This window comes from Clostridium punense (assembly GCF_017874425.1).
In the GTDB taxonomy this organism is placed as follows: Bacteria; Bacillota; Clostridia; order Clostridiales; family Clostridiaceae; genus Clostridium_J; species Clostridium_J punense.
On record NZ_JAGGLL010000004.1, the window covers coordinates 24,175 to 49,852 of the forward strand.

19 protein-coding genes and 1 pseudogene are annotated in these 25,678 nt (G+C 30.8%); 16 read left to right on the forward strand and 4 right to left on the reverse strand.

Annotated elements, in window-relative coordinates:
• Window positions 1-114: 114 nt before the first annotated feature.
• From pduL to J2Z44_RS03360, 10 genes and pseudogenes are all read left to right on the forward strand, one after another.
• Window positions 115-690, forward strand: coding sequence for a phosphate propanoyltransferase (gene pduL, locus J2Z44_RS03315; RefSeq protein WP_021285598.1), 576 nt, complete (start codon window positions 115-117; stop codon window positions 688-690).
• 244 nt (window positions 691-934) lie between these two features.
• A complete protein-coding gene (locus tag J2Z44_RS03320; protein WP_209649336.1) occupies window positions 935-1,681 on the forward strand; it encodes a nitroreductase family protein in 747 nt (248 codons plus the stop codon).
• A gap of 282 nt (window positions 1,682-1,963) precedes the next feature.
• A complete protein-coding gene (locus tag J2Z44_RS03325; protein WP_021285600.1) occupies window positions 1,964-2,170 on the forward strand; it encodes a heavy-metal-associated domain-containing protein in 207 nt (68 codons plus the stop codon).
• A 211-nt stretch (window positions 2,171-2,381) separates the two neighbouring features.
• Window positions 2,382-2,486 (forward strand): annotated as a pseudogene (locus J2Z44_RS21755) (DUF4438 family protein); the annotation flags it as partial.
• A gap of 537 nt (window positions 2,487-3,023) precedes the next feature.
• A complete protein-coding gene (gene helD, locus J2Z44_RS03335; RefSeq protein ID WP_209649337.1) occupies window positions 3,024-5,309 on the forward strand; it encodes an RNA polymerase recycling motor HelD in 2,286 nt (761 codons plus the stop codon).
• A 249-nt stretch (window positions 5,310-5,558) separates the two neighbouring features.
• A complete protein-coding gene (locus tag J2Z44_RS03340; protein WP_209649338.1) occupies window positions 5,559-5,984 on the forward strand; it encodes a flavodoxin in 426 nt (141 codons plus the stop codon).
• 141 nt (window positions 5,985-6,125) lie between these two features.
• Window positions 6,126-6,731 (forward strand): DUF3793 family protein, encoded by a 606-nt coding sequence (locus J2Z44_RS03345; protein ID WP_021284332.1) that lies wholly within the window; start codon window positions 6,126-6,128, stop codon window positions 6,729-6,731.
• Between the two features lie 293 nt (window positions 6,732-7,024).
• On the forward strand, window positions 7,025-8,776 hold the full coding sequence (locus J2Z44_RS03350) for a methyl-accepting chemotaxis protein (RefSeq protein WP_021284331.1): 1,752 nt from the start codon (window positions 7,025-7,027) through the stop codon (window positions 8,774-8,776).
• Between the two features lie 462 nt (window positions 8,777-9,238).
• Complete coding sequence (locus J2Z44_RS03355) at window positions 9,239-10,648, forward strand: amidase family protein (RefSeq protein WP_021284330.1); 1,410 nt, start codon at window positions 9,239-9,241, stop codon at window positions 10,646-10,648.
• 113 nt (window positions 10,649-10,761) lie between these two features.
• Window positions 10,762-11,115 (forward strand): DUF2512 family protein, encoded by a 354-nt coding sequence (locus J2Z44_RS03360; RefSeq protein WP_021284329.1) that lies wholly within the window; start codon window positions 10,762-10,764, stop codon window positions 11,113-11,115.
• Between the two features lie 68 nt (window positions 11,116-11,183).
• Here the strand turns inward: J2Z44_RS03360 and nadC are convergent, their stop codons facing one another.
• The 3 genes from nadC to nadA are packed head-to-tail and all read right to left on the reverse strand — an operon-like array spanning window position 11,184 to window position 14,213.
• On the reverse strand, window positions 11,184-12,020 hold the full coding sequence (nadC, locus tag J2Z44_RS03365) for a carboxylating nicotinate-nucleotide diphosphorylase (protein ID WP_031271710.1): 837 nt from the start codon (window positions 12,018-12,020) through the stop codon (window positions 11,184-11,186).
• The gene (locus J2Z44_RS03370) at window positions 11,956-13,302 is read right to left on the reverse strand and encodes an L-aspartate oxidase (RefSeq protein ID WP_021284327.1); all 1,347 of its coding nucleotides are present in this window, start codon (window positions 13,300-13,302) and stop codon (window positions 11,956-11,958) included. The genes nadC and J2Z44_RS03370 overlap by 65 nt, the downstream gene beginning before the upstream one ends.
• A gap of 5 nt (window positions 13,303-13,307) precedes the next feature.
• On the reverse strand, window positions 13,308-14,213 hold the full coding sequence (gene nadA, locus J2Z44_RS03375) for a quinolinate synthase NadA (RefSeq protein ID WP_209649339.1): 906 nt from the start codon (window positions 14,211-14,213) through the stop codon (window positions 13,308-13,310).
• A gap of 604 nt (window positions 14,214-14,817) precedes the next feature.
• Between nadA and J2Z44_RS03380 the strand changes: the two genes are divergently transcribed.
• Window positions 14,818-16,269 carry an amino acid permease gene (locus J2Z44_RS03380; protein WP_021284325.1) on the forward strand — a complete coding sequence of 484 codons (1,452 nt, stop codon included), beginning with the start codon at window positions 14,818-14,820 and terminating at the stop codon, window positions 16,267-16,269.
• A gap of 94 nt (window positions 16,270-16,363) precedes the next feature.
• Here the strand turns inward: J2Z44_RS03380 and J2Z44_RS03385 are convergent, their stop codons facing one another.
• Complete coding sequence (locus J2Z44_RS03385; protein ID WP_209649340.1) at window positions 16,364-17,626, reverse strand: MFS transporter; 1,263 nt, start codon at window positions 17,624-17,626, stop codon at window positions 16,364-16,366.
• A 430-nt stretch (window positions 17,627-18,056) separates the two neighbouring features.
• Here J2Z44_RS03385 and J2Z44_RS03390 point away from each other — a divergent pair, with 430 nt between their 5' ends.
• From J2Z44_RS03390 to J2Z44_RS03410, 5 genes are all read left to right on the forward strand, one after another.
• The gene (locus J2Z44_RS03390) at window positions 18,057-18,620 is read left to right on the forward strand and encodes a flavodoxin family protein (RefSeq protein WP_021284323.1); all 564 of its coding nucleotides are present in this window, start codon (window positions 18,057-18,059) and stop codon (window positions 18,618-18,620) included.
• 86 nt (window positions 18,621-18,706) lie between these two features.
• The gene (locus J2Z44_RS03395) at window positions 18,707-18,979 is read left to right on the forward strand and encodes a hypothetical protein (protein WP_021284322.1); all 273 of its coding nucleotides are present in this window, start codon (window positions 18,707-18,709) and stop codon (window positions 18,977-18,979) included.
• A 255-nt stretch (window positions 18,980-19,234) separates the two neighbouring features.
• Window positions 19,235-20,197, forward strand: coding sequence for a UV DNA damage repair endonuclease UvsE (uvsE, locus tag J2Z44_RS03400; protein WP_021284321.1), 963 nt, complete (start codon window positions 19,235-19,237; stop codon window positions 20,195-20,197).
• Between the two features lie 54 nt (window positions 20,198-20,251).
• On the forward strand, window positions 20,252-21,457 hold the full coding sequence (locus J2Z44_RS03405) for an FprA family A-type flavoprotein (protein WP_021284320.1): 1,206 nt from the start codon (window positions 20,252-20,254) through the stop codon (window positions 21,455-21,457).
• A gap of 548 nt (window positions 21,458-22,005) precedes the next feature.
• Complete coding sequence (locus J2Z44_RS03410; protein ID WP_209649341.1) at window positions 22,006-25,467, forward strand: ATP-binding protein; 3,462 nt, start codon at window positions 22,006-22,008, stop codon at window positions 25,465-25,467.
• Window positions 25,468-25,678: the final 211 nt, after the last annotated feature.

The following is a 25,678-nucleotide window of genomic DNA, read 5'->3' on the forward strand; positions in this document are numbered from 1 at the left end:
TCTAGGTTAAAATAAAATATATCCTAATGTTAAAGAATTTTGCCTTGAAAATTTGATTTACTTTGATAAAGGGATTATAATATATGTGTATTTTAACCAAGGGAGGAAAAAGTAATGGAAAAGAAAATGGTACCTGTAGGACTATCAAACAAGCACATTCACTTAAGTCAAGAGCACTTAGACATATTATTTGGAGAAGGTTATGAATTAAAGAAATTTAAAGACTTATCTCAACCAGGTCAATATGCTGCTGAAGAAAAAGTTGATGTTGTAGGTGTAAAAGGAACTTTAAAAGGAGTAAGAATTCTTGGACCAGTTAGAAAAGAAACTCAAATTGAAGTTTCTTTAGCTGATGGCTTTGTATTAGGAGTAAACCCACCAGTTAGGGATTCAGGAGACTTAATAGATAGTCCAGGATCAAAAATCGTTGGACCAAAGGGTGAAGTTGTAATAGAAAAAGGCATTATTGCAGCTGCTAGACACATTCATATGCACACTTCAGATGCAGAGAAATTTGGTGTTGCAGATAAAGAAGAAGTTAGTGTTAGAGTAGAAGGCAAGAGAGGTTTAATATTTGAGAACGTTTTAGTTAGAGTTCATAAAGATTATGCTCTTGAAATGCACGTAGACATAGAAGAAGGTAATGCTGCTGGTTTAAAAAATGGAACAATGGTAGAATTACTTAAATAGAACATAATATTAATGTAAAAGGTTGAAGATTCCTAGTTCATAGGCTTCAACCTTTTTTATTTCTAAGTTTGTTCCGTGGGGTTATATAAATAACAGCAGATATATTAAGGGGAAAATTTGGGTATCTTTCATAGCTTATTTAGTGAATTTTGAAAACAAAGCTGATATAATTAGAAATACATAGGTATATGAGCTTTAGATTGGAATGTTAACATATGTAAAATTAAAATTAGGGGGTTGTATTATGAATGAGGTTTTAATGCAAATAAAGGAAAGAAAATCTGTGAGAGTATATGAAGATAGGGAAATTACAGCAGAAGTAAAAGGTGAAATAATAAAAGCGGCTATTGAGGCCCCAACTGCTGGAAATATGATGCTTTATAGCATAATTGACGTAACGGATCATGAGTTAAAAGAGAGGCTTGCAGTAGAGTGTGACAACCAACCTTTTATTGCTAAAGCTCCATTAGTACTGATATTTCTTGCTGACTATCAAAGATGGTATGATGGCTTTGTTGGAGAGGAATGTAATCCAAGGACACCAGGGGAGGGGGATATTCTTCTTGCCTGTGCTGATGCCATTATAGCTGCTCAAAATACGGTGGTAGCTGCGGAATCATTAGGGATTGGCTCATGTTACATTGGAGATATTATTGAGAACTGTGAAACTATTAGAGAATTATTAGACTTACCAGATTATGTTTTACCTGCAGCTATGGTGGTTTATGGATACCCAACTGAGGCTCAGAAGAATAGGAAAAAACCTGTACGTTTTGATGAAAAGTATATAGTTTATGAAAATAAATATCTTAGGCTGACAAAAGAAGAGCACACAGAAATGCATCAAGAAAGAAACAGAAAAGCTGGATCCATAGAGCGAAATGTTAGTGAAGATACAAAAGCATTATGCAATCGTAAATATATGTCTGATTTTTCACTAGAAATGAATAGATCTGCAGGGGAATACCTTAAAAAGTTTAAAAGAGAATAAATGTAAGTGTAAAGCACTGTGTCATAATCCATAAGAATTTGTTATGATACAGTGCTTTTATTTCATATTGCATGATTGTGATTAGAGTAGGAAAAAGTAGAACTTTGAAAATAAAAGCATCTTTCATTGACTTATTTAAATAGAAAGAGTATTATAATTATATAGACACCCCCTGAGGGTGTAGGTGTAGTTGGATATACTTCATAATTTAATAGTATATTAGCACGGATTTGAGGGGTATCCTAAAATCAAATAAACTTATTTTATATGGAGGCGATTTAAATGTCAAAAAAATTAGTAATTGAAGGAATGAGCTGTGGACACTGTGTTAAACACGCAACAGAGGCTTTACAAGAGTTAGGATTAACTAATGTTAATGTTGACTTAGCTTCAAAAACAGCAACTGTTGAGGGTGACATATCAGATGAGGCTATAAAAGCTGCTATTGAAGAGGTAGGCTACGAAGTAGTAAGCATAGAAAATATTTAGTATTAATATAGGTAGTTTAGGTAAAAAGTAGGATTAATAAGAATGCCTACTTTTTATTTTGGTACTTATGGGTTAAGTATTACACTCTGATTCATTTCAAAAAACAGTACAAGCAGAGTGCTTAAATTATTGTGAGTTATCTTTTTTATTCTATAACTACTGATACAAATTATAGATATTTAGTAGTTGAACAGTCTATTCTTGCCTAAAAGATGGACATGGACCAGGCATAACAACTATTAGGACAGCTAAGAAGCCGGTGATTGAAGGACGATTAGATGAAAATGCAAATATAGAACAGTATATGAGTAAATAAAAATAGTGAAGCTTGTACCTTCTTATAGTTAATAAGCTGAATTTATATTTTAAAAATAATCTTAAGAAAAGTCATATAAAGTAGTTTTAAACTATTTTATATGACTTTTTATTATTTATAATTTTTAAATTTAATAACAGTGATATAAAGACTTAACTGTGAGGTTTTTAGATTTTATATAAAAACAGTACTCTTTTAAGTTTGTTGCGAGATAAATATATGTTGTTTTAAAGGCAAAAAAATAAAACAACTATAACTAGTCGTTTTTGGGTATAGTTCATTATCTTAACTTTACTAATACCTTATATTAATATCATAAAGGAAAATTATCATGTTGTCAAGTAAAAGTTAGAAAATAAATGAAAAGCAAACCTTTCTTAAAATTTCCTTATGACTTAGTATGAGCAGACATGATATGGAACTATTAGAAGTTTTATATTTCTTACTACTTATTGTAAAATTAAGTAGTTGGCAGAAGAATATGGAAGTTAAAAAATAAAATAATATTAACTTCCTTAGAAGAATTGAGGTGTTAAAATGTCTGCAAATAGTCATCCAGAATACCATAGTGAATTAGAAAGGTTGGATTATACCCTTGAATATTTAAAAAATTATAATGACAATGTGTTCAGAGAAAAACTAAGAATAGATAAGGAAGTTGAATATGGTTTAAGTCACTATAATTCAGATAATGCTGAGCAGTTCAATGAACTTGTAATAAATAAAAATATTAATGAGTCCTTATCTCAGAAACTAAAAAACCTTGATAAAAGTCTTTCAAAACCTTACTTTGCAAGAGTAGATTTTGTAGAAGAAGGAACACAAAATAAGCAAGATTTATATATTGGAAAAGTATCCTTGATGAGAGATAGTGATCAAGAACTCATTATAATTGATTGGCGAGCGCCTGTTGCAACCCTTTATTATGAGGGAAGGCTAGGTGAGGCATGTTATGAAAGTGCTGACGGTGAGATAAAGGGCGAGATAAAACTGAAAAGACAATACACCATAGAAAAAGCTGAACTGCAAGAAATTTATGATATAGATATAACCACTAATGACGATTTCCTTCAAGCTGCTTTAGGATCAAGTAAGGATAATAGGTTGAAAGACATAGTTTCAACTATCCAAGCAGAACAAAATAAAGTCATACGAGCCGATATGTGGAAACCATTGGTGGTTCAGGGGGCTGCAGGAGGTGGAAAAACTACCATAGCTCTTCATAGAATTGCATACCTTCTTTATAATTATGAAAATACTTTACACCCCAAAAACTTCATGATAATTGCACCTAACAGATTCTTTCTAAGCTACATTTCAGAAGTACTCCCTGATTTAGGAGTAGAAAATGTTTTACAGACCACTTTTGAAGATTTTGCAATGAGCATCCTAGGAAAAAAACTCAAGTTAAAAAATCCCAATGAAAAGCTTTCTTTTTTAATAAATAATAACAGTAATAGAGAATACAATCAGAAAAATTATTTAATAAAATCAAGTTCAACCTTTAAGTCTTCTTTAGATTTTAAAGAAGCCATAGATAACTATATTAAAGGCATAGAAGATAACCTTGTACCAATGGGAGATTTCAGTATAGAAAATTTTACTTTAATAAAATATGAAAGATTAAGGGAAATGTTTTTGAAAGAGTATAGACATTTACCTATGGCAAAACGTATAAATGAGATGAAAAAAACTTTAGTTAATACCTTAAGAAAAAACAGAGAGCCTATTATTGAGGAAGTAATTAAACTATATGATGAAAAAATTGAAGATGTTAAAGACCGTATGAAAGACTGCGATAAAAGAAGAAAAATTATTATAGAAATTGCGGATACTAGAGATGCCCTTGTTGAGAAAATAAGAAGAAAGTCTAAAACTATAGTAAGAGAATACTTAAATAAATTTAAAATCTTAAGTCCAATAGATTATTATAGAAACTTTTTTGAAGATAAAGAGTTATTTAATGGTTTTGTTTTACAATACATTGATGAAAGTTTGGCTAAAGAGTTAAGAAGTGAAATTCTTAAGAATATAGTTGATAATATTATAGAAGTAGAAGACTTGGCTCCTTTAATGTATATTAAAGAACAAATACAGGGCCTTGATGAAAAGTTTTCAGTAAGACATGTGGTAATAGATGAGGCACAAGATTTTAGTGAATTTCAACTATTTGTGCTTAAAAAATTGATTGGAGGAAATTCTTTTACGATTTTAGGAGATTTATGCCAAGGAATTTACTCCTATAGAGGAATAACTGATTGGAATCAGGTTTCAAGAAAGGTTTTTGGAGAAAATAATTTTCAAATGCTTACTTTAGAGCAAAGTTACAGAACCACTATTGAAATTATGGATGCTGCAAGTAAGGTTATAAATTTCTTGAAGGACCCTAATTTTCCTAACCCTAAGCCCGTAATTAGGCATGGAGAACCTGTCTTAATTATGGAAAAGGGTACCTTTGCAGAAGTAGCAAGAGACGCTGCGGATAGGATTCGTTCAGTGTTAAGTGAGGGGTATAAATCTGTAGCTATAATTTGCAAAACCATAGATGAATGCAAAGAACTAAGATTTCAATTAAAAAAAGTTGGAATGAGTCCAGGAATAATCAAAGGTAGTGAAAGTCAGTATTTAGGTGGGGTGGTATTAATACCAAGCTATTTAGTTAAAGGACTTGAATTTGATGTTGTAATTATTGCTAACGGAAGTAGTACCAATTACACAACAGAACCTTTGGATGTAAAGCTACTATATGTAGCTATGACAAGACCATTGCACAAACTTTATATTTACTCAATAGGAGAAAAGGCGGAGATGCTTAAGTTATAAACAAGATTATTAGTAATAGGTTTTTATGAATATTATTCTAATAAAAATTAAATGAAAATAAAAAATAACTCTTTATGTGGAGCTTCACATAAAGAGTTATTTTTATATTCTGTCTGTGTTGGTAGTTTGGCTATGTTGATAAAAAAATCTCAAAGCAAGTGGGAAATTTTGTTGACAATTAGCAAAGATATGAATATAATTTAATTAATGACAATGATAATCAATATCAATTACGAAGGAGTGTTAAATATGAGCAAAGTAGCTATAATCTATTGGAGTGGTACAGGAAATACAAAAATTATGGCAGAACTTATTGCAGAAGGAGCAAGAAGTGAAGGTGCAGAGGTAACATTAAAAGAGGTTGGGGAAGCAACTGTTCTAGATATAGAACAATCAGCGGTTGTTGCGCTAGGATGCCCATCCATGGGAGATGAGATTTTAGAAGAATCGGAAATGGAACCATTCATAGAGGATATAAAACAGAGTATAAAAAATAAGAAAGTTGTCTTATTTGGATCTTATGGATGGGGAGATGGACAATGGATGAGAGACTGGGAAGAAAGAATGTTTAGTTATGGATCACAAATCTATTCGGATTGTGTAATAGCAAACTATGAGCCAGATGAAGATAAAAAAGAAGAGTGTATAGAATTAGGGAAAAAAATTTCTCGATAAAATGTGAAATATAAATGTAGCTGTTAAATCTAAATCTCTAAATAGATTTTACTTTCAATAGTTATGATAATTTATAAATGGTTATGTTCAACTTTAACTTTAAAGCATAAGGTATATATTAATTTATAGGGAGTGTTTATAGTGAAATTGGCAGCAAAAAGTTTTAGAGAAAGTTTAAATCTTTTAAGTGATATAGATTATATGATAAGCATTATTGCATATAATATAGCACCAACCTTAAAAAAACTGAAGGCTGCAACCACTGTAACCTTATGTGACAATCATAGAAATATGTCAAGTTTATGGGAGGAATATGGGCAGACAGTTATAAAAAAACTAGATGTTTGTGCTTTTGAGTTAAAGAAAACAGATAAAGCAACTGTAATTCTATTTTACAATGAAGAACTTCTATTGGAAAAAATTCAGGAGCCCTACAATGCAAATTTTTTGATTGATTTAGGATATAATCCTTATTCAAGCTTAGAAAAAAATTTGGACACCTTAAAAGTGAGATACAGTAAATTCGTGTGTCCACATGAACTTGGGATATTTTTAGGGTTCCCTCTTGAAGATGTTAAGGAATTTATTACAAATCCTCATAAGGAATGTCTAATATGTGGATATTGGAAAGTGTATCATGATAAAGAAAATGCATTAAAAACCTTTAAATATTATGATGAAGCTAAGGCTGAAATTATAAATCTGCTTTGTATAAATGTGGATTCGTTAAAAAATATAGCTTCATAAGGAAGAAGATATCTTAAAGAATAAGATAAATTATTTTCTAAAGTAACATACTGGAATTTTTCTAGTATGTTTTTTGTATTTTTAAATTAATATAAGTTTGGTTTGCAATATTTTATTATATAATTAATTTTTGAATACAAAACAAAGAACAATTAAACTTACTTAATAAAAAAACATCCGAAATATATAAAGATTTGACAAATTACGACGAATAATTAAGTGAATAATTTTAAAGATTAGTAAATCTCTGTAGATTTGTCGTTTATTAAGCAGTGTTAGAAAGGAATGAAAATATGAAAAAGGTTAAAGAAAAAAAACAGGGAAAAGGGCTGTTAAGTAAAGTATCTATTAAAATGAAGTTAATTTTGGGATTTCTTATTATAACTTTACTTATTGGGGCAGTGGGAACTTTAGGAACTTTAGCCATGAGGCAAGTTAATAATAATGGAAAGAAAATATCAGATAGTAAATTAGCTTCAGTTGAAAAGGTTACATATATAAGGCACAATATTTTGACTGTAAGAGTTAATGTGGTTAGTATTCTCGATGAAAGTCAGAAAACTAGAATACAAGACTACTTAGGAGATATGGGTGGCCTTGTGGCCCTAAATGATAAGCTTTTAAAAGAATTAGAAGCTATACCTAACAAAACAAAGGAAGAAGAGGAACTGTACAAGGAAAAAATTTTACCGGAGCTAACAAAATATAGGGCAACTAGAGAGAAGGTAATTGAAGCTGTTAAAGCTAATAATTATGCAGAAGCAAGAAGGCTATATGATTTTGAATTGTTGGGTCAAAGCACGCTTTTGGAAAATGCCCTAACCAAGATGATTCAAGCAAACTTAAATGAAAGTGAAAGGTTAAAATCAGAAAACAACTCTATTTACTCAAGCTCTCTTTATTTCATGTTAATAATTATAGCTTTAGGGGTAGTTGTTGCAGTAGGTGTTGGTACTTATTTAGCAACACATATTGATAGAAGGTTAAAAAAGGTAATTAAATTTGTTAAAGAATTTGGAGATGGAGACTTAACCCAAAGTTTTCAAATTACAACCAATGACGAAATAGGTATGTTGGAGTCGTCAATCAACAAAGCTATGGAAAATATGAGAAACTTAATTAAAGAGATTAACTCTGGTGCACAAGAAGTTAGTTCAACTAGTGAAGAATTATCAGCAACCTTAGAAGAGGTTTCAGCAAAAATGGAATTTGTAAATGAAGCGACATCAGAAATTGTAAGAGGCACTGAAGAGGTAAGTTCATCAACTGAGGAAATAAGTGCATCTATGCAGGAGATTGGTGCAACTACACAAGAACTTGCAAATAAGGCTCAAGAAGGATATAAATCTTCTAAGGAAATACAAAACCGTGCAATAAATGTAAAAAATAATGGTGTAGGTTCAAGGGAAAATTCTAAAATTATTTATAAAGATAAATTTCATAAGGTAAAAGAAGCAATTCAGGATGGAAAAGTAGTTGAAGAAATAACTGTGATGACTGAATCAATAGGGGCTATTGCAGAACAAACAAATTTACTTGCACTAAATGCTGCTATTGAAGCTGCTAGAGCAGGTGAACATGGAAGAGGTTTTGCTGTAGTTGCGGAAGAAGTGCGTAGATTAGCAGAGCAATCTTCCGAAACTGTAGCTAACATCCAAAAGGTAGTAAGTCAAGTTAGGACAGCATTCCAAAAGCTTTCTAGCAGTGCGGAAGAAACTTTAGAATACATTGATAAAAATGTCATGAAGGATTATGAAACTCTTGTTCAAACTGGAGAGCAATATGAAGAGGATGCAAAATTCCTTTATAATATGGCACAAGAAATAGCAGTATCCACTGATGAAATGTCTAATACTATTGATCAGATAAACTTAGCAATTCAAAACGTAACTGGGACTACGGAGGAAGCGGCTTCAAGCTCAGAGGGAATAATGGGTGGAGTAAGTGAAAGCACTGTGGCTATTGAGGAAATAGCTAAAGCTGCTCAAAGTCAGGCGCAATTAGCTGAAAAGTTAAGTGAACTAATACAAGGATTTAGAGTATAAAATATTAAGTAGCTATTTAAATGTTTTAGCTATAGGTTTCCATGATGTAAATTTATCTTATTGATTTTTATAAAGCTTTAAGGGAACCAAGGGATGACTCAAGTGTTTGTTAAGTTTTAGTTATGGCTCCTACAATATAGCAAAGGTTTTTACTGAACTATAGTAAATTTAAAAACAAGCTAAAATTTAATATAATGCTATGCACAGAAATTTAAAAGATGCTATCTGAATGTAGATGGCATCTTTCTTTTAAGTATGAATATAACCGTGTAATATACTGTTATTTTCTTATATAATATATATAGGGAATTTAAGATAGGGTTCATGAAAAGGAAGTCATCCTTAATAAGGTAAAGCCAGAGGAATTGATTCGTAAATAAAAAGTATATTGTTATGAGTTAGTGGTTTCTTAAGGATAAGTTTTTTAAGAATAAGAAAAAATGTTTATTATGGGGGCGTAAAATGGAAAACTTAAATATTATTGAGATTCAAAGGTTAATGGATGAAGGAAAGTTAACATCAGTAGAACTTACAAAATATTACTTAGAAAGAATTGAAAGGTACAATAAAGATTATAATGCAGTTTTAGAGATTAATCGGGAGGCATTGGCTATAGCTGAAGAGTTAGATGATTATAGAAAGATAAAAGGAAAAAGAAGCTTACTTCATGGAATTCCTGTACTATTAAAGGACAATATAAATACAAAAAGTTATAACCTTCATACTACAGCGGGCTCTATTGTTTTAAAGGATCTATACGCAAATTATGATGCGTTTATTGTGGGAAAGTTAATAGAAGCAGGCGCTGTAATTATTGGAAAGGTTAATCTTTCTGAATTTGCAAACTTCATTTCTGAGGAATCACCAAATGGATTCAGTGCACTAGGGGGACAAGTTAAGAATCCATATGGTAATTTTGATGTAGGTGGTTCTAGTTCTGGGTCAGCGGTAGCTGCTGCAGTATGCTTGTGTCAGGTTGCTATAGGGACAGAAACTGCTGGTTCAATTATAAGCCCAGCCTCTAGTAATTCTGTGATAGGAGTAAAGCCAACGGTAGGCCTTGTGAGCAGATATGGTATAATCCCAATATCTTGGACTCAGGATATTGCAGGACCTATAACAAGAAATGTGGTTGATGCAGCGATTACCTTGAATATCATTAGTGGTAAAGATAGTAATGATAAGACTACCTATAACTTGGAGGAAAAAAGTATCCCCAACTATTTAGAGGCATTGGATGTGAATTCACTTAATGGAGTAGTTATTGGGGTGCCGGATTGCAATTTTGATGATTATGAAGATGAGGAAACAAAGCAGTTTTTTAAAGAGACCATAAAGGAATTGGAAAAACTTGGAGCAAAGGTAGTTGAGGTAAGTATTCTAGAGGAGAATCACTTAATAAATGGAGATGTTCTATCATATGAATTTCCCAAGGCTTTAGAAGAATACTTTAAAACTTTAGGACACTGTGCTCCGGTAAAAACCTTACGAGAAGTAGTTAGATTTAATGAGGAAAATCTAAAGGAGAGAGTTCCTTATGACCAAAGGAGATTTGAAAGATGTTTGGAAATGGAAAAGGATTTTGAAGAAAAGTACCAGGATGCTCTTAGAAGTAGCATAAGTTATGGAAGAGAAATAGATTCTATAATAAAAAAGTACGAGTTAGATGCTTTAGCTTTTTTAAATACAAGTGGAGTAAGTATTGCAGCAAAAGTTGGTTATCCATCAGTTACAGTACCAGCGGGATACACAAAAGATAATAAACCGGTAGGATTAACCTTTACAGCTACAGCATTTACAGAAGATAAGTTGCTATCTTATGCATATGCTTATGAATGTGTATATAATAAAAGAAAAAATCCTTTGAAGTAGATTATAAATAAAAGATTTTTTAATATGGGTATATTAAAAAATAAGCTAATGGATATTTTTTCTCGGCAGTGGAATAATAGTTTTACTTGGAAGCGTTGGAGGGAGGTGAAATAATGAGACACATTACCGCTTTGCTTATAAAGTTTGCTATGATTGCAATTGCTTTAGAAGTTGTTCTTGGTATGTTAACTACCCTATATTTCACCGATATTTTATATATAGCTGCCTCAGTGACTATTCTTGCATATATAATTGGAGACCTTTTTATATTACGTGCAACAAATAATACTGTAGCTACTATTGCTGATGCAGGTTTAGCTTTATTAATAATTTATGCTTTTAATTATATATGGAATATTGATAGAATAGATTTTTCAGATGCTTCAATTTCAGCAGTGGTAATAGGTTTTGGAGAATGTTTTTTTCATAAATATGTAGCTAATAACGTTTTCCTTGAAAGGCATTAAATAACACTTTAAAAAAACGAGCACTATCTTAGTGCTCGTTTTAATACATACCAAATACTTTAAGGTTGTTATTCTATAATGAAATTTTTCATGGAGAGATCTAAGATTTTTGCAGAATGTGTCAACTCTCCTACAGATATATAATCTACACCTGTAAGAGCTATATCTCTGATAGTATTTAAGTTCACATTACCTGAACACTCTGTAATTGCTCTACTATCTATTATTTTTATTGCTTCTTTCATTGTTTCTATATCCATGTTGTCAAGCATAATAATATCAGCCTTTGAGGCTATTGCTTCTTCTACCATATCTAAGTTTTCTACTTCCACTTCGATTTGCTTTCCGTAGCACCCTTTACTTCGAACTAAGTCTATAGCTTTTTTTATTCCTCCTGCAGCTGCAATATGATTATCTTTTAGCATAATTCCATCTGATAAATTAAATCTGTGATTATAACCACCACCAACACTAACTGCATATTTCTCTAATATTCTAAGGCCAGGAGTAGTCTTTCTAGTATCCAAAAGCTTAGAGTTAGTACCTTCTAACTGTGTAACGAATTTTGAAGTTAGGGTAGCAATGCCACTCATTCTTTGAAGGAAATTGAGGGCGGTTCTTTCGCCAGATAAAAGACTTGAAGCATTGCCTGAAAGCTTAGCAATAACTTCACCGGTGCAAACTTTATCTCCTTCATTTTTAGAGAGGGTTACCTCAACTTCCCCTATTAGCTCAAACACTCTTTTAAATACAAAGAGTCCAGCAATAATACCTGTATTCTTACAAATTAAATTAACACTACCTTTGGAGTTTTCTTCTAAAATGGGTGATGTGGATATATCACACCAAGGCATATCCTCCTCTAGAGCATTTAATATTATCTTGTCTATAACTGAATAATTCATCATTTAAATCTGGTGACCTCCTTTTTAATTCTTCGATAACGACTTTTCTTGAATAAGCTTCAATGGCTTCAAGTGGTGATACCAGTTTGGGTACTTTTTTTAATCTGATATCTATAGTAGGCGCAAAGGTATTGATTTGAGATGCCGCTCTTTTTGAAAATACTAAAGCTTCCAGTAAAGAATTACTAGCTAATCTATTGCTACCATGTACGCCTGTACAAGCGGTTTCTCCAACTGCATAAAGGTTTTTCATAGACGTTTCACCAAACTTATTTACTTTGATTCCTCCCATGAAGTAGTGCTGAGCTGGAGAAACAGGAATTGGACTCTTAGTTATATCAATACCTTGAATCATACATTCCTTATATATAGATGGAAATCTATTTTTGATGTATTCTGCTGATAAATGAGTTATATCTAAATACACGTAGGGAATACCTAGGATATTAATTTCTTTGTTTATAGCTTTACTTACCACATCTCTTGGAAGAAGTTCATTAACAAAAGGTTCCTTATTATAGTTATATAGCTTGCCGCCCTCACCTCTTAAAGACTCAGAAATTAGAAATCTTTTTCCAGTGTTAGATGGATTATATAAAGCTGTAGGATGAAATTGAATATATGAAAGATCTTTTAAATCGATATGGTGCTTTAGGGATAAAAATAATCCATCACCAGTTATAGATCTTTCATTTGTAGAATTTTTAAATAATCCACCAATACCACCTGTAGCTAAAATAATTGATTTGCAAAAAATGTTTACTTGTTTTGTCCCTTGCATAATTACTGCACCTATACATAAATTACCTTCAGTGATTAAATCAATTACCTGGGAATTATCCATTAGTGAGATATTTTTTTTCTTCTTAACTTTGTTTAAAAGAGTATCAACTAAGTACTTTCCGGTATTATCTTTGCAGTAAACTATTCTAGGTTTACTATGAGCACCTTCTCTTGTGTAACATAGACTAGTGTCCTTCCTATTGAAAGGAGTACCAAATCTAGCTAAGTTATCTATATTCTCTATGGATTCTCTGCAAAGTATCTCAACAGTGTCAAGTTGGTTTTTATAATTACCTGCTCTCATGGTATCTTCAATAAAAGGAGGAATGTCTTCCTCATTTACAGCTACAGAGATTCCACCTTGAGCTAAATAAGAATTACACTGAGTAAAGCTTCCTTTAGTAATTAGAATGGTATTTAGATTTTCATCTAAATTTAAAGCAGAGTAAAGTCCGGCAGCACCAGTGCCAATAATTAAAACATCTGTACAAATGTCCATTTTTACTACCTCGCATAGTTGTGCATATTAACTAAGGAATTTAAAGCTTTTATTCTGATTTCCTCATCTATTTCAATAGAGTTATTTAAATTGAGAAGGCAATCATATACATCCTCAAGAGTTGTTTTTTTCATGTTGACACAGGTCATAGTATTACCAGGAGTATAAAAGTTTTTATCAGGATTTCTCTTTTTAAGTTCGTGCAGTACCCCTTGCTCTGTTACTATAACAAAATCCTTTAAATTGCTCTTGGTTGCATACTCAATTATTTCTGAAGTGCTTCCTATAAAATCAGAAAGAGCTCTGACTTCTTTTTCACATTCAGGATGTGAAAGCACAAGTGCATCAGGTTTAATTCTTTTTATATCTGCTATGTTAGAAGGATTTACTTTCCTGTGAGTTATACAAAAACCAGGCCAAAGTATAAATTTTTTGTCAGGCATTTGTTCTGACAAATAAGAGCCAAGATTTTTGTCAGGTAAAAATATAATTTCTTTCTTGTCCATTTTATTTAGAATTTTCACAGCATTTGAAGAAGTAACAGACACATCACAGTGGGCCTTTACTTCAGCAGTAGAGTTTATATAACAAACCACAGCAGCGTTAGGGTGCTGTTTTTTTAACTCTACCAGAGCTTCGACCTCAGCCATATCTGCCATAGGACAACCAGCATCCAGGGCAGGTAAAAGAATAGTTTTTTCTGGAGAAAGTATTTTAGCACTTTCTGCCATAAATCTTACGCCACAAAATACTATTAATTGCTCTGGAGATTCTTTCGCAATTTTACTTAAATAATAGGAGTCTCCAACATAATCTGCAATATTTTGTATTTCTGGTCTTTGATAATAATGTGCTAATATTAGAGCATTTTTTTCTTTTTTTAGTTTTATTATATTTTCTATTAATGACATAAATATCACTTCCATAATTTAATTTACAGGTGTATATACACCTGTAAATATTATAACACTGAAAAAACACTTTAGCAACTAAGGGAACTAAATGAAAATCATAAGTGAAATTTTTTAGTTACAAGTTAAAGAAAAGTTATGTGAGAATTATGAGAAAATATAAAGCAAATCTGTATAATTTTAAAATACGCAATATTCTAAAAAATAAATAATAAAAGATGAAATTATTTATTTTATAACATTTTAATAGAATTAAAATGTTATAAAAACATATTAAAATCATAAGACAATAACTATCTTCATTGGGTATGATGCTTTACTTGGGTAAAGTGGTGGGCTGGTACACTTCCTATTAAGAATATTAATAGATAACAAGAAAAATTTATTTTACTTTATAGAATGTAATAAATTAACTGCAATAAATGTCAATTGAAGCTAAGAAATTTTCATCTGTCAAAAGTGTAACTAAGGTTACGAAAAAGGAGGAAACGTGTTTTAAAATGTCGTTGCAAATGAATTTGAACCATGCTAATATAATGAACAACGAAATGATTTGTATAATTATTCGGTATTTTAAAAATTATTTTTCAAGGAGGAAGGTTCCATGTCAGACAACACTAAAAAATTAAGTTGGAATAACCTTGCATTAATGGCTTTCGTAAGTGTTTGGGGCTTTGGAAACGTAGTAAACGGTTTCGCAACTCAAGGCATGAAAGTAGTTATTTCATGGATATTAATGTTTGCATTATACTTTGTACCATATGCTCTGATGGTAGGAGAAATGGGTTCAACTTTTAAAGAAGGTAAAGGTGGAGTTAGTTCTTGGATTAGAACAACTTCTGGAGCTAAGTTAGCTTTCTTAGCGGGATGGACATACTGGGTAGTTCACGTTCCTTATCTAGCTCAGAAACCACAAGGAGTTTTAATAGCTTTAGGATGGGCTGTAAAACAAGATGGTAGCTTAGTAAAGAGTATGAATCCAATGATACTTCAATTAATATGCTTAGTTATCTTCTTAGCATTCCTTTGGATATCATCAAAAGGTGTAAGCTCAATAAAAAGAATCGGTACTATAGCAGGAACATCAATGTTTGTTATGTCACTTCTTTATGTTGTTTTAGCTATAGCAGCTCCTGCAATAACTGGTGCTCAAACTTATAGCATTGATTTTAGTATGAAAAATTTAATGCCAGATTTTAATTTTGAGTATTTAACAAGTTTAGCTATATTGGTATTTGCAGTTGGTGGATGCGAGAAGATATCACCATATGTTAACAATATGAAAAATCCATCAAAAGATTTCCCAAAAGGAATGATAGCACTTGCAGTGATGGTAGCTGTTACAGCTTTACTTGGAACTTTTGCAATGGGAATGATGTTTGATCCAAATAACATTCCAAAAGACTTAATGATGAATGGTGCTTATTACTCATTCCAAAAATTGGGACAATACTATGGAGTAGGAAATCTATTCTTAGTAATATATGCTCTTGCTAATATGATGGCACAAATTTCAGCATTAGCTTTCTCAATTGATGCGCCAATAAAAGTTTTATTAGCTGACGTTGATAGTAGATTTATACCAAAAGCATTAACAAAAGTTAATGAAAATGGAACACCTATAAATGGTTATAAAATGACAGCTGTTCTTGTTGGAATTCTTATAATAGTTCCAGCTTTTGGAATAGGCGATATGACATCATTATTTAACTGGTTATTAAGACTTAATGCAGTAGTTATGCCATTAAGATATTTATGGGTATTCTTTGCTTACATGGCATTAAAGAAGGCTGCAGAAGGAAGATTCGAATCAACTTACAAGTTTACTAAAAATAAAACAGTTGGTTTCATAATGGGATTATGGTGCTTTGGATTTACTGCTTTTGCTTGTATCATGGGAATGTTCCCTAAAGGGGTAGAAATGTTCTCTAGCCAGTGGAAGTTCCAGATGACACTTAATGTGTTAACTCCAGTAGTACTACTAGGATTAGGATTAATACTTCCATTAATAGCTAGAAAATCAAACAAAGAAGAAAATAAGACTGAAGCTGCATAATAGAATTATGTACAAGCTTAAATAACATTAAAGAAAAGTTCCTTAGTTTTAGTAAATAGTACTAAATCTAAGGAACTTTTTCTTTTAGAATCTTTTAAAGTTTTGGTTTTTCTTCAATTACAATGGATGAAGCAGTATTTCTAAAAAGACATAGAGAGTATAAGATTAAAACTGGTACTAATAAAAGCGCAGTTGATAATATCCCTACACTAATTGAAAAATTTGTTGCTATTATACCAATAAGAGGACCGCCTAGTATTTGCCCTAGGGCGTTTATTTGACCATTAGTAGATAGCACCGTAGCTCTACTATTAGCCTCTATATTGTTATTTAGCCATCCATTAAATATTGGCTCATTGACAGTTCTAAAAGTGTTTGTTGACAAATAACCAATAAGCATCAATTTAAAATCTCTAGTAATTGCAAATATTATCATAGAAAGTATGAAAAATATGTTTATAGCTAAAAGCAAACCAATATTTTTAAATTTACTTGTATTCTCTGAACTATGAAATTTCTTTATAACTAATTGAATTACTATAGCACTTAATAACATTCCTATTATTCCGAATATGCCAAACCAAGTTACAGGTTGAAGGTTACCTAGAGTGGGGAGCGTTGTATCCTTTAAAAAGTGAGCCGTATAAAGTCTATCATATCCTTCGCTAGATAAGCCATAAAATAACGTTATTGAAAGAATTAGAATTATTATTTTATTGCTTTTAATAACTTTCATACTAGAAAATAAGGTATGACTCATTTTCTTAAAGGTATTTAAATTCTCTGGAGCAGAGGGATTAAAGTTATGTTCAGGCATATAAAGAAATAAAAAAGCTGATAATACTAAAAATAATGTTCCACCTATTACTATTGGTAGTCTAAGAGAGAAATTTCCTACTATAGTGGCAAGGATAATACCTATTACAGAACCTATTTGAGATACTTGACTTCCTTTTATATAAATTTCATCCAAGGGTATACTTTTATCTTCCTCAGCAATCCAAGCATCTAAGGCTCCACTTATAAAGGTATATCCAATACCCCATAGTACTTGGGCTATAAGTACTGAAGTCAGAGTTGAAATAAAGCCTTCTAACATAAATCCTAGACCAATTAGAATAACACCAATAATAACTGATAGTTTGCGACTATAGATATCTGCTACAATTCCTGTTGGGATTTCAAAGAGGAAACAAGTCGTTTCTAAGGTTGTACCTACAAGTATTAATTGTAATGGACTGAGCTTCACTATTTCAATTTGGTAAACCATGCTTACGGTAAAAACCATTGAAAAGAATAAAGCAGAAAAAATAGAAAAAATTAAGTATGTTTTATATGGAGAAAGTTTATTTGCCATTAAATTACCTCCTTTGTGTTTTACGGATATAGTTGTAAACAGGTAAGGGTTATATATAATTTTTAAGATTTAGGGATTTAGTTATTGCAATAAATTTTACAGACTAATCGCTAATTTATATTTTAAGATTAACATATGAGAATTCTAATTTCTTTTCCTATTTTGTCATAGTAATGGGTGATTTAAAATATATAGATAAACTTTCTGTGTTCAAATTAAATACTATGAAAACAATGCTAAAAAATGAAGGTATACACAAATTATCATAGTGATCTGTGAACATATATGATAAAATATCAGTGATAAATTGATATAAACTGGATTAGTGGTGGTAAGTATTAATTTTGCAGACTTTATTTATAGATATACTTAATTAACGAAAAACTATAATTATAAAGCTTTAATGCTATAAAACTTAGGGGGATTTAAAATGAAAACCATGATATTTACTAGTAGTCCAAATGAAAATGGGTTAACAGCAACCTGTGGGGAGTATGCTAAAGTTGGTTGTTTAGAAGGAAATTCAGATGCAATAATTGTTGATTTGAACAAGGTAAATATTAATCATTGTCAAAGCTGTGGTAATGGTTGGGGGCAATGTCTAAATATGCATAAGTGTATTATAGAAGATGAATTTCAGGTTATTCACAAACAAATGGAAGAAGTTGATAACTTTATTTTTATTACTCCAGTTTATTGGGGAGAAATGAGCGAATCTATGAAAAACTTTACTGATAGAATAAGAAGATGTGAAGCATGGAAGAAGGAAAGAAGTATCTTCAATGGAAAACCAATAATTTGTGTTGCAGCAGCTGGGGGCAGTGGTAATGGTCTAGTTAGTTGTCTTGCTTCTATGGAGAGATTTGTAACTCATGTTAGTGGTGAAAAGTTTGATTTTATAGCTATAACTCGTAAAACTAGAGAATTTAAATTAGAAACAATTAAAAATAGCTGTAGAGCAATGGTGTTAGAAAATGGTAATAAAAGTAAGTAATAATAACTAAAAGGTGTGCATAAATACTATTTTCAAAATTAAATGCATAATATATATCAGAGAATTAATTCTATCTGGAGGATATTGTGGAAAGAAAACTTATAAGTGGGAAAGTTTATAAGGAAATTGATTTTGAAGAAGTTCAGAGTAGCCATAATGATCAGGGGGATATATTTTACCATGTGTTTTATGGCAATGTAGATTGGAAAAGGGATGGAAATGAACAAAAAGCTATATGTGTTTTTATGAAATATAATGGCAAAGTGAATGTTATAACACCTGCTAATGTATTGCTTAAAGATATGTTTAAGGTTGAAGAGGCTATTGCTAGACTTAAAGCTAGAAATATAGTTCTATAATACCCTTTAGCTAATCATGTAAATAGTGTTAAGAAAATAATAAAAGTCTAAGTAGCAAAGCTCTATGTAATCATTAGGAAAAGGTTATATAGAGTTTTGTTTTGTTAATTTTACAGATTGGAAAAGGATTTCTTTTGAATAATTAAATTCATGAAATTTGTAAGTTTTATTTACATAACAGCTTTTAATTAGGCTATGAATAATAAATAACTCACTGTCCTAAAATAGTATTATTAAGACTTTGAGAGGTGCCCTATGAAAGTAAGATTAGGATATGTTGCAATAGCACTTAAACTACCAAAGGTTACATCATCAAGTAATGTAACTTACTCTTATTATAGTAAATTAAATAGTGAAGAAAAGAAATTAGCTAAACTAAAAACTGTTACTAGAACTAATTTGGATGATTTATACAAAATTTTAGAGTACAATGTGGAGAAACAAATACATTTTTATCGAATTACTTCTGCCTTAGTGCCCCTGGCTACTCATCCAGAGGTGAGTGGTTGGAACTATAGAGAGGTTTTTAAAAAATACTTTCAAGTTTTAGGAAACTATATAAGAAATAACAACTTAAGAGTTGATACTCATCCAGATGAGTTTAATGTTATAAATAGTTCAAAGCCACAGGTAGTACAAAATACAATTAGAAATCTTATGTTTCATTCTTATTTATTTAATGATATAGATTATCCGGAAGGAAAAATGGTTATTCATGTTGGCAGTGGGGAAGGTGGAAAGGAAAAAGCTCTAAACAGGTTTGTTGAAAACTTTAAAACCCTGCCAAATGACATTAAAAACAGATTAATTATTGAAAATGATGATAAAACTTTTACTGCTAAGGATACTTTAGAACTTTGTCATAGGATACAAAGACCTATGGTATTGGATGTGCATCACCATAGCTGTAACAACCAAGGGGAAAATACAATTGATATGCTAAAAGGTGCTTTTCATACTTGGGATGAAGAAAAGCTTAATCCTAAGATTCATTATTCCACACCGCGAGATTTTCATAATGATAGAAAACATTCGGACTATATACATGGAGAAGATTTTGTGAAGTTTATTGAAGAAGCTATAAATCTTAATAGGGATTTTGATGTTATGATAGAAGCAAAAATGAAGGATTTGGCATTATATAAATTAGTTGAAGACATAAAGTACTTAAAGCCTAACTGGACATGGGAAGATAATTCTACCTTTATTGTGGAATAATAATAAATTATGATATAATTTCTATTATACTAAGCATTTTATAGGGGGTAAAGTATGATAAATGCTGCGAACATAACCGATAATATATATTATATAGGAGTAAATGATAGAGAAACCTACTTGTTTGAAAACTTGTGGCCCTTAGATAAAGGTGTTTCTTATAATTCTTACTTAATTAATGATGAAAAGATTGCAATAATAGATACTGTTAAGAATACTAAAATTGGTGATTTTATTGAGAAAATTCAAAGTCAAATTGGTGACAAAACTATTGATTATTTAATAATCAACCATATGGAGCCAGATCATTCTGGTGCAATAAAGGAAATAACAGAAAAATATCCTAATATTACTATCGTAGGAAATAAAAAAACCTTTGACATTTTAGAAAGTTTTTATGGGAAAATGGAAAATTATCATGTAGTCGATGATGGAGATATTTTAAACTTAGGAAGTCATCAGCTGAAGTTTTATTTAACACCAATGGTTCATTGGCCAGAGACTATGATGACCTATGAGATTAAAAATAAGGTTATTTTCACAGGTGATGCTTTTGGAGGTTTTGGAACTTTAGATGGGGGTATTTTTGATGATGAAGTAAACTTAGAGTTTTATACCGATGAAATAAGACGTTATTACTCTAATATTGTAGGCAAATACGGTGCCATGGTGCAAAAGGCTTTAAAAAAGTTAAAAGATGAGACGGTTGATATTAAAGTGGTAGCACCAACACATGGACCGGTATGGAGAAGTAATCCAGATACTATTATAAAGTACTATGATCTTTGGTCTAGGGGTGAGGCAGAAGAAGGTGTTGTTATTGTTTATGGTTCTATGTATGGCAACACTCAAAAAATGGCAGACCATATTGCTAGACAATTATCAACAAAGGGAATAAAAAATATTAGAATATATGATGCCTCTAAAACTCATGTATCTTATATAATTAGTGATATTTGGAGATTTAAAGGGTTAATATTAGGTAGCTGTGCTTATAACACTGGGCTATTTCCATCAATGGAGACCGTAGTTCATAAAATTGAAAACTCTCAGCTAAAGAATAGGTACCTAGGTATATTTGGAACTTCAACCTGGAGTGGTGGCGGGGTTTCAAATTTAAGCCTATTTGCCCAAAAGATGAAGTGGCAACAAGTGGGACCTTCAGTTGAAGCTAAATCATCGCCAAAAGAAGAGAGTTTTAAAGCATGTGATGAAATAGCAAATGAAATGGCTGAAAAACTTATTAGCGGAAGAGAATAACGCTAAAGTAGAATATAGGATTTATAAATACATTATACTACAGAACAAATAATAGGGCTTAATGAAATATAAAACTATGGTAAATTTATAGCTGAAAAATATTGTTACCCAAGGACAAATCCTTGGGTTTTGTTTCTTGTGAAAAGTTGTAAATAAAATAGATTTTTGTACAATTCGTTAAATATATGCAAATATTAACCAATAATAAATACATTATAATAATTAATATATAATAATATATATTATTATAATTATTGAGATGTTATAATAATTTTATAAATATCAAGCTATACAATTTGGTAGTGAAAATACGTTTTCTAGGAACTAAATAAGCTAAATTTTAAACTTTAAGGCTTCAACCTAGGCAGAATATATAATTGTATAATAAATAATTTGAAGTATTATTTATACATTATAGGAAAGTTTTAAGCAACTTATATTAAAGAGAATGCAAGAAAGAATTAACTATATTTAAGAAGTGTCTTTATTGCATACTATATATTATTAAAATTATGGGAACAAATAGAGGGGGGATTAAGGATTATATTATGATGTCTAAAAAAGTTATTAAAATAAAATTTGTTGGATTGCTTGTAACAACACTTATTATCTTTGTTTTCATAATCAAAGGTAGTATAAATATTGATAATACAAGTAAACCTGTACCAAAAGCAGAAAATGGAGTACTAGATTTACGGCAGTGGGATTTTCAAGAAGATGGAATGGTAAGATTAGATGGTCAGTGGGAATTTTACGAAAATCAAATTCTTTCACCAAAGGATTTTGAAAACAATATACAAAGCGATTTTAAATATGCCAGTATTCCCGGAGTTTTTCCTAATAAAGGGTATGGTACATATAGAGTAAAACTTCTTTTCGATGATGAAGTAGATCTCTTTTCAGTTAAGATTGATTTTATCCAAAGTGCATATAAGCTTTTAGCTAATAATCATGAAGTAATGTTAGCTGGCAAAGTAGGAGAAAGCAAGGAAGAAATGGTACCAGAACTAGCTCCAAAGCTAGGTTTTTTCCATGTAGAAAATAGAGAGGTATATCTTACTTTGCAGGTAAGTAATTTCTATAATCAGTATGGATTTATAGATACTATACTGATGGGAAATTCCCAACAAATGAAGGCATATGGAGACAGAAAATTGGCCTTTGATTTATTTCTTTTTGGATGTTCAGTAATAGCCGCAATATATAGTTTAGGAATATTTCATATAAGAAGAAAAGATAAAGCTTCTCTTTACTTTGCCTTAGTCTGTATAATAGTAGCCGTTAGAACTGTTTTTGTTGGAGAGGGGTTTTTGATGTCCTTATTTCCTAACTTTGGATATGTAATTTCGGGGAAAATAAAAGTATGGACTTTTTACATTTATATACCTTTTATAGTTTTATTCATTAACCATTGCTATGGCAACATACTGGAGGAGCGATTTGTTAAGTTATCAAACTGGTCAATTGGTATATATACAGCAATTGTCCTACTTCTTCCTTATGGACTGTACTTGCAATACATAATTCCTTTTGAAATACTTGCAATTTTTATGCTTATTCATATAATGATAAAAATTTCCCAATTGTATTTTCAAAAAGGACAAAGTGAATACATAGCTGTAGCAGGAGTTTTTGCCTTGTTTATAGCAAGAATAAACGATATCTTATACGAGTACAGTATTATAATAACGGGGTCATTCGCTGCCTTGGGAATACTAGCTTTTATATTAGCAAATTATTTTGTCTTAGCAGAAAGACAAGGTATGGCATTTTCAAAGGTTGAAGATACAAGCGAAAGTTTAAAAACCTTAAATAAACTTAAAGATGAATTCTTAGCAGTAACATCTCATGAGTTAAAAACTCCATTGAATGGAATTATAGGATTATCGGAAACTCTAGTAAGTAGTCATGACACCAAGCTAAGTTCTAATGAAATTTATGACTTAAATTTAATTAATTCAAGTGCTAAAAGGCTATCCAACTTGGTTAATGATATGTTAATATTTTCGAGCTTGAAAAATAATGAAATTAAGTTAAATAAAAAGCCTGTGAATATTACAAAAGTTGTTGATATTGTTATTAAATTTTCAGAAGCTTATAGTAATAATAAAAATGTTTCTATATGGAACTTGTTAGATATGAATACACCCATGGTTTTTGGTGATGAAAGTAGGATACAACAAATTTTTCATAATCTAATAGGTAATGCAGTGAAATTTACTCATGAAGGACAAATAACCGTGGGATATAACAAACAAGGAAATTTCCTGCAAATATATGTAGAGGACACTGGAATTGGAATAGAAGAAGGGAAAATTGGTAAAATTTTTAACCTTTATGAGCAGGTAGAAGGTATTTCTGAAAAGTATGGAGGCACTGGACTCGGACTATATATCACAAGAAAAATAGTAGAACTACACGGTGGGACTATTTTTGCAACTTCAAAAGTTGGTAAAGGAACTAAATTTGTTTTTACTCTTCCTCTATGTACACAAGACAGTATGGAGACTTGTGTAGATTGTAGCTCTATAGGGTATTTAGCTGAAGGAATAAATGAACACAAGATAATTGAAAGAGATGACTACAGAGTGTCAAGGGTAGATGATTATAAGAGCAATGACCTAATATATCCTAACTCGTTGAAAAGCATGGAGGAACATAAAAGGAGTATTAATGTTGGTGATTATAAAGAAAAGCATGAACTCAGCAGTGAGGCTACAAGAAAACATAAAATATTGATAGTTGATGATGAGTATGTAAATGTGAAGGTGTTAAAAAATCATTTTTCTTCAGACGATTATATGTTATTAGATGCTTTCAACGGAAAAGAAGCACTAAGAATCATTGAAGAACATAAGGACATAGATTTGGTAATCCTTGATATGATGATGCCAGACCTCCTTGGTTATGAGGTTTGTGAGATTATTAGAAAAAGCTATTCACTTTTTGAATTGCCAATTTTAATAATGACGGCAGATAGTAGTTTAGACAACTTAATTCTATCTTTTAAAAGTGGTGCAAATGATTATTTGAAGAAACCTTTCAATAAGTATGAGCTTAATTCAAGAGTAAATACTTTACTAACATTAAAAGATTCTGTAACGAAAGCCTTGAGTTTGATAGATGAGATAACAATCGCTAACAAGCAAGTGGAAAACTTAAGTCTTAATAATGAGAAAAATACCAAGCGAGTGGAGGAACTCATTGAATATGAAAATCTAAGAACAGAATTTTTTGCCAATATATCCCACGAGCTTAGAACACCACTAAATGTTATTTCTAGTACAATACAACTATTATTATCACTAGATAAGTCAAGAAATTTAGCGGATGAAAAAATTCAGTATTATTTCTCCATAATGAACCAGAACTCTCTTAGATTGCTTAGATTAATTAATAATCTGATAGATACTACAAAAGTGGAAGGTGGATATTTAAATCTAAATTTGTGTAATGATGATATTGTCTATACAATAGAAGAAATATCTCAATCTGTAGCCGAATATATAAAAACTCATGAAATAACACTTATCTTTGATACTGAAGTTGAAGAAAAAATAATGGCTTTTGATGAGGAAAAAATCGAAAGAATCATCCTGAATATTTTATCTAACTCAATAAAGTTTACTCCTAAGAATGGAACTATTTTTGTGAACATTTATGATAAGGAGGATTTTATTGAAATATCTATAAGAGATACTGGTATAGGGATCCCTAAGGATAAGCTAGATTTTATTTTTCAACGTTTTGCTCAAGTAGATAAATCAATTACAAGGCAAAATGAAGGAAGTGGAATAGGTCTTGCTCTTGTAAAATCCTTAGTGGAAATGCATGGAGGTTGGATTTCTGCTAATAGTGAAATAAATAAAGGAAGTGAGTTTATTATAACTCTTCCAGTGAAAGTATTAAGTGAAGAAGAACAAAAAAATAATATAATAAGCAAAGAAGTAGCTAAGTCTAAGTATGAAGAGAGATTATACATTGAATTTTCTGATATATATACGAAGTAAGTGATAAGATTTAACAACGATTAGGGAACTTTAACTCTTTGAGTTTCTTTAAGTGGCAGGTGATTAGCTTAGGTATTTGCAGTGATATAATAAAGTGCCTTTGTTTATCAAAATATGCTCCTAAAGTTTTTGAACAAAATTGATTTGTTCAAAATGAATTTGTTTATTATTTAATACACTTACATATAATTTAAATGCAGCAAAGTAGGTA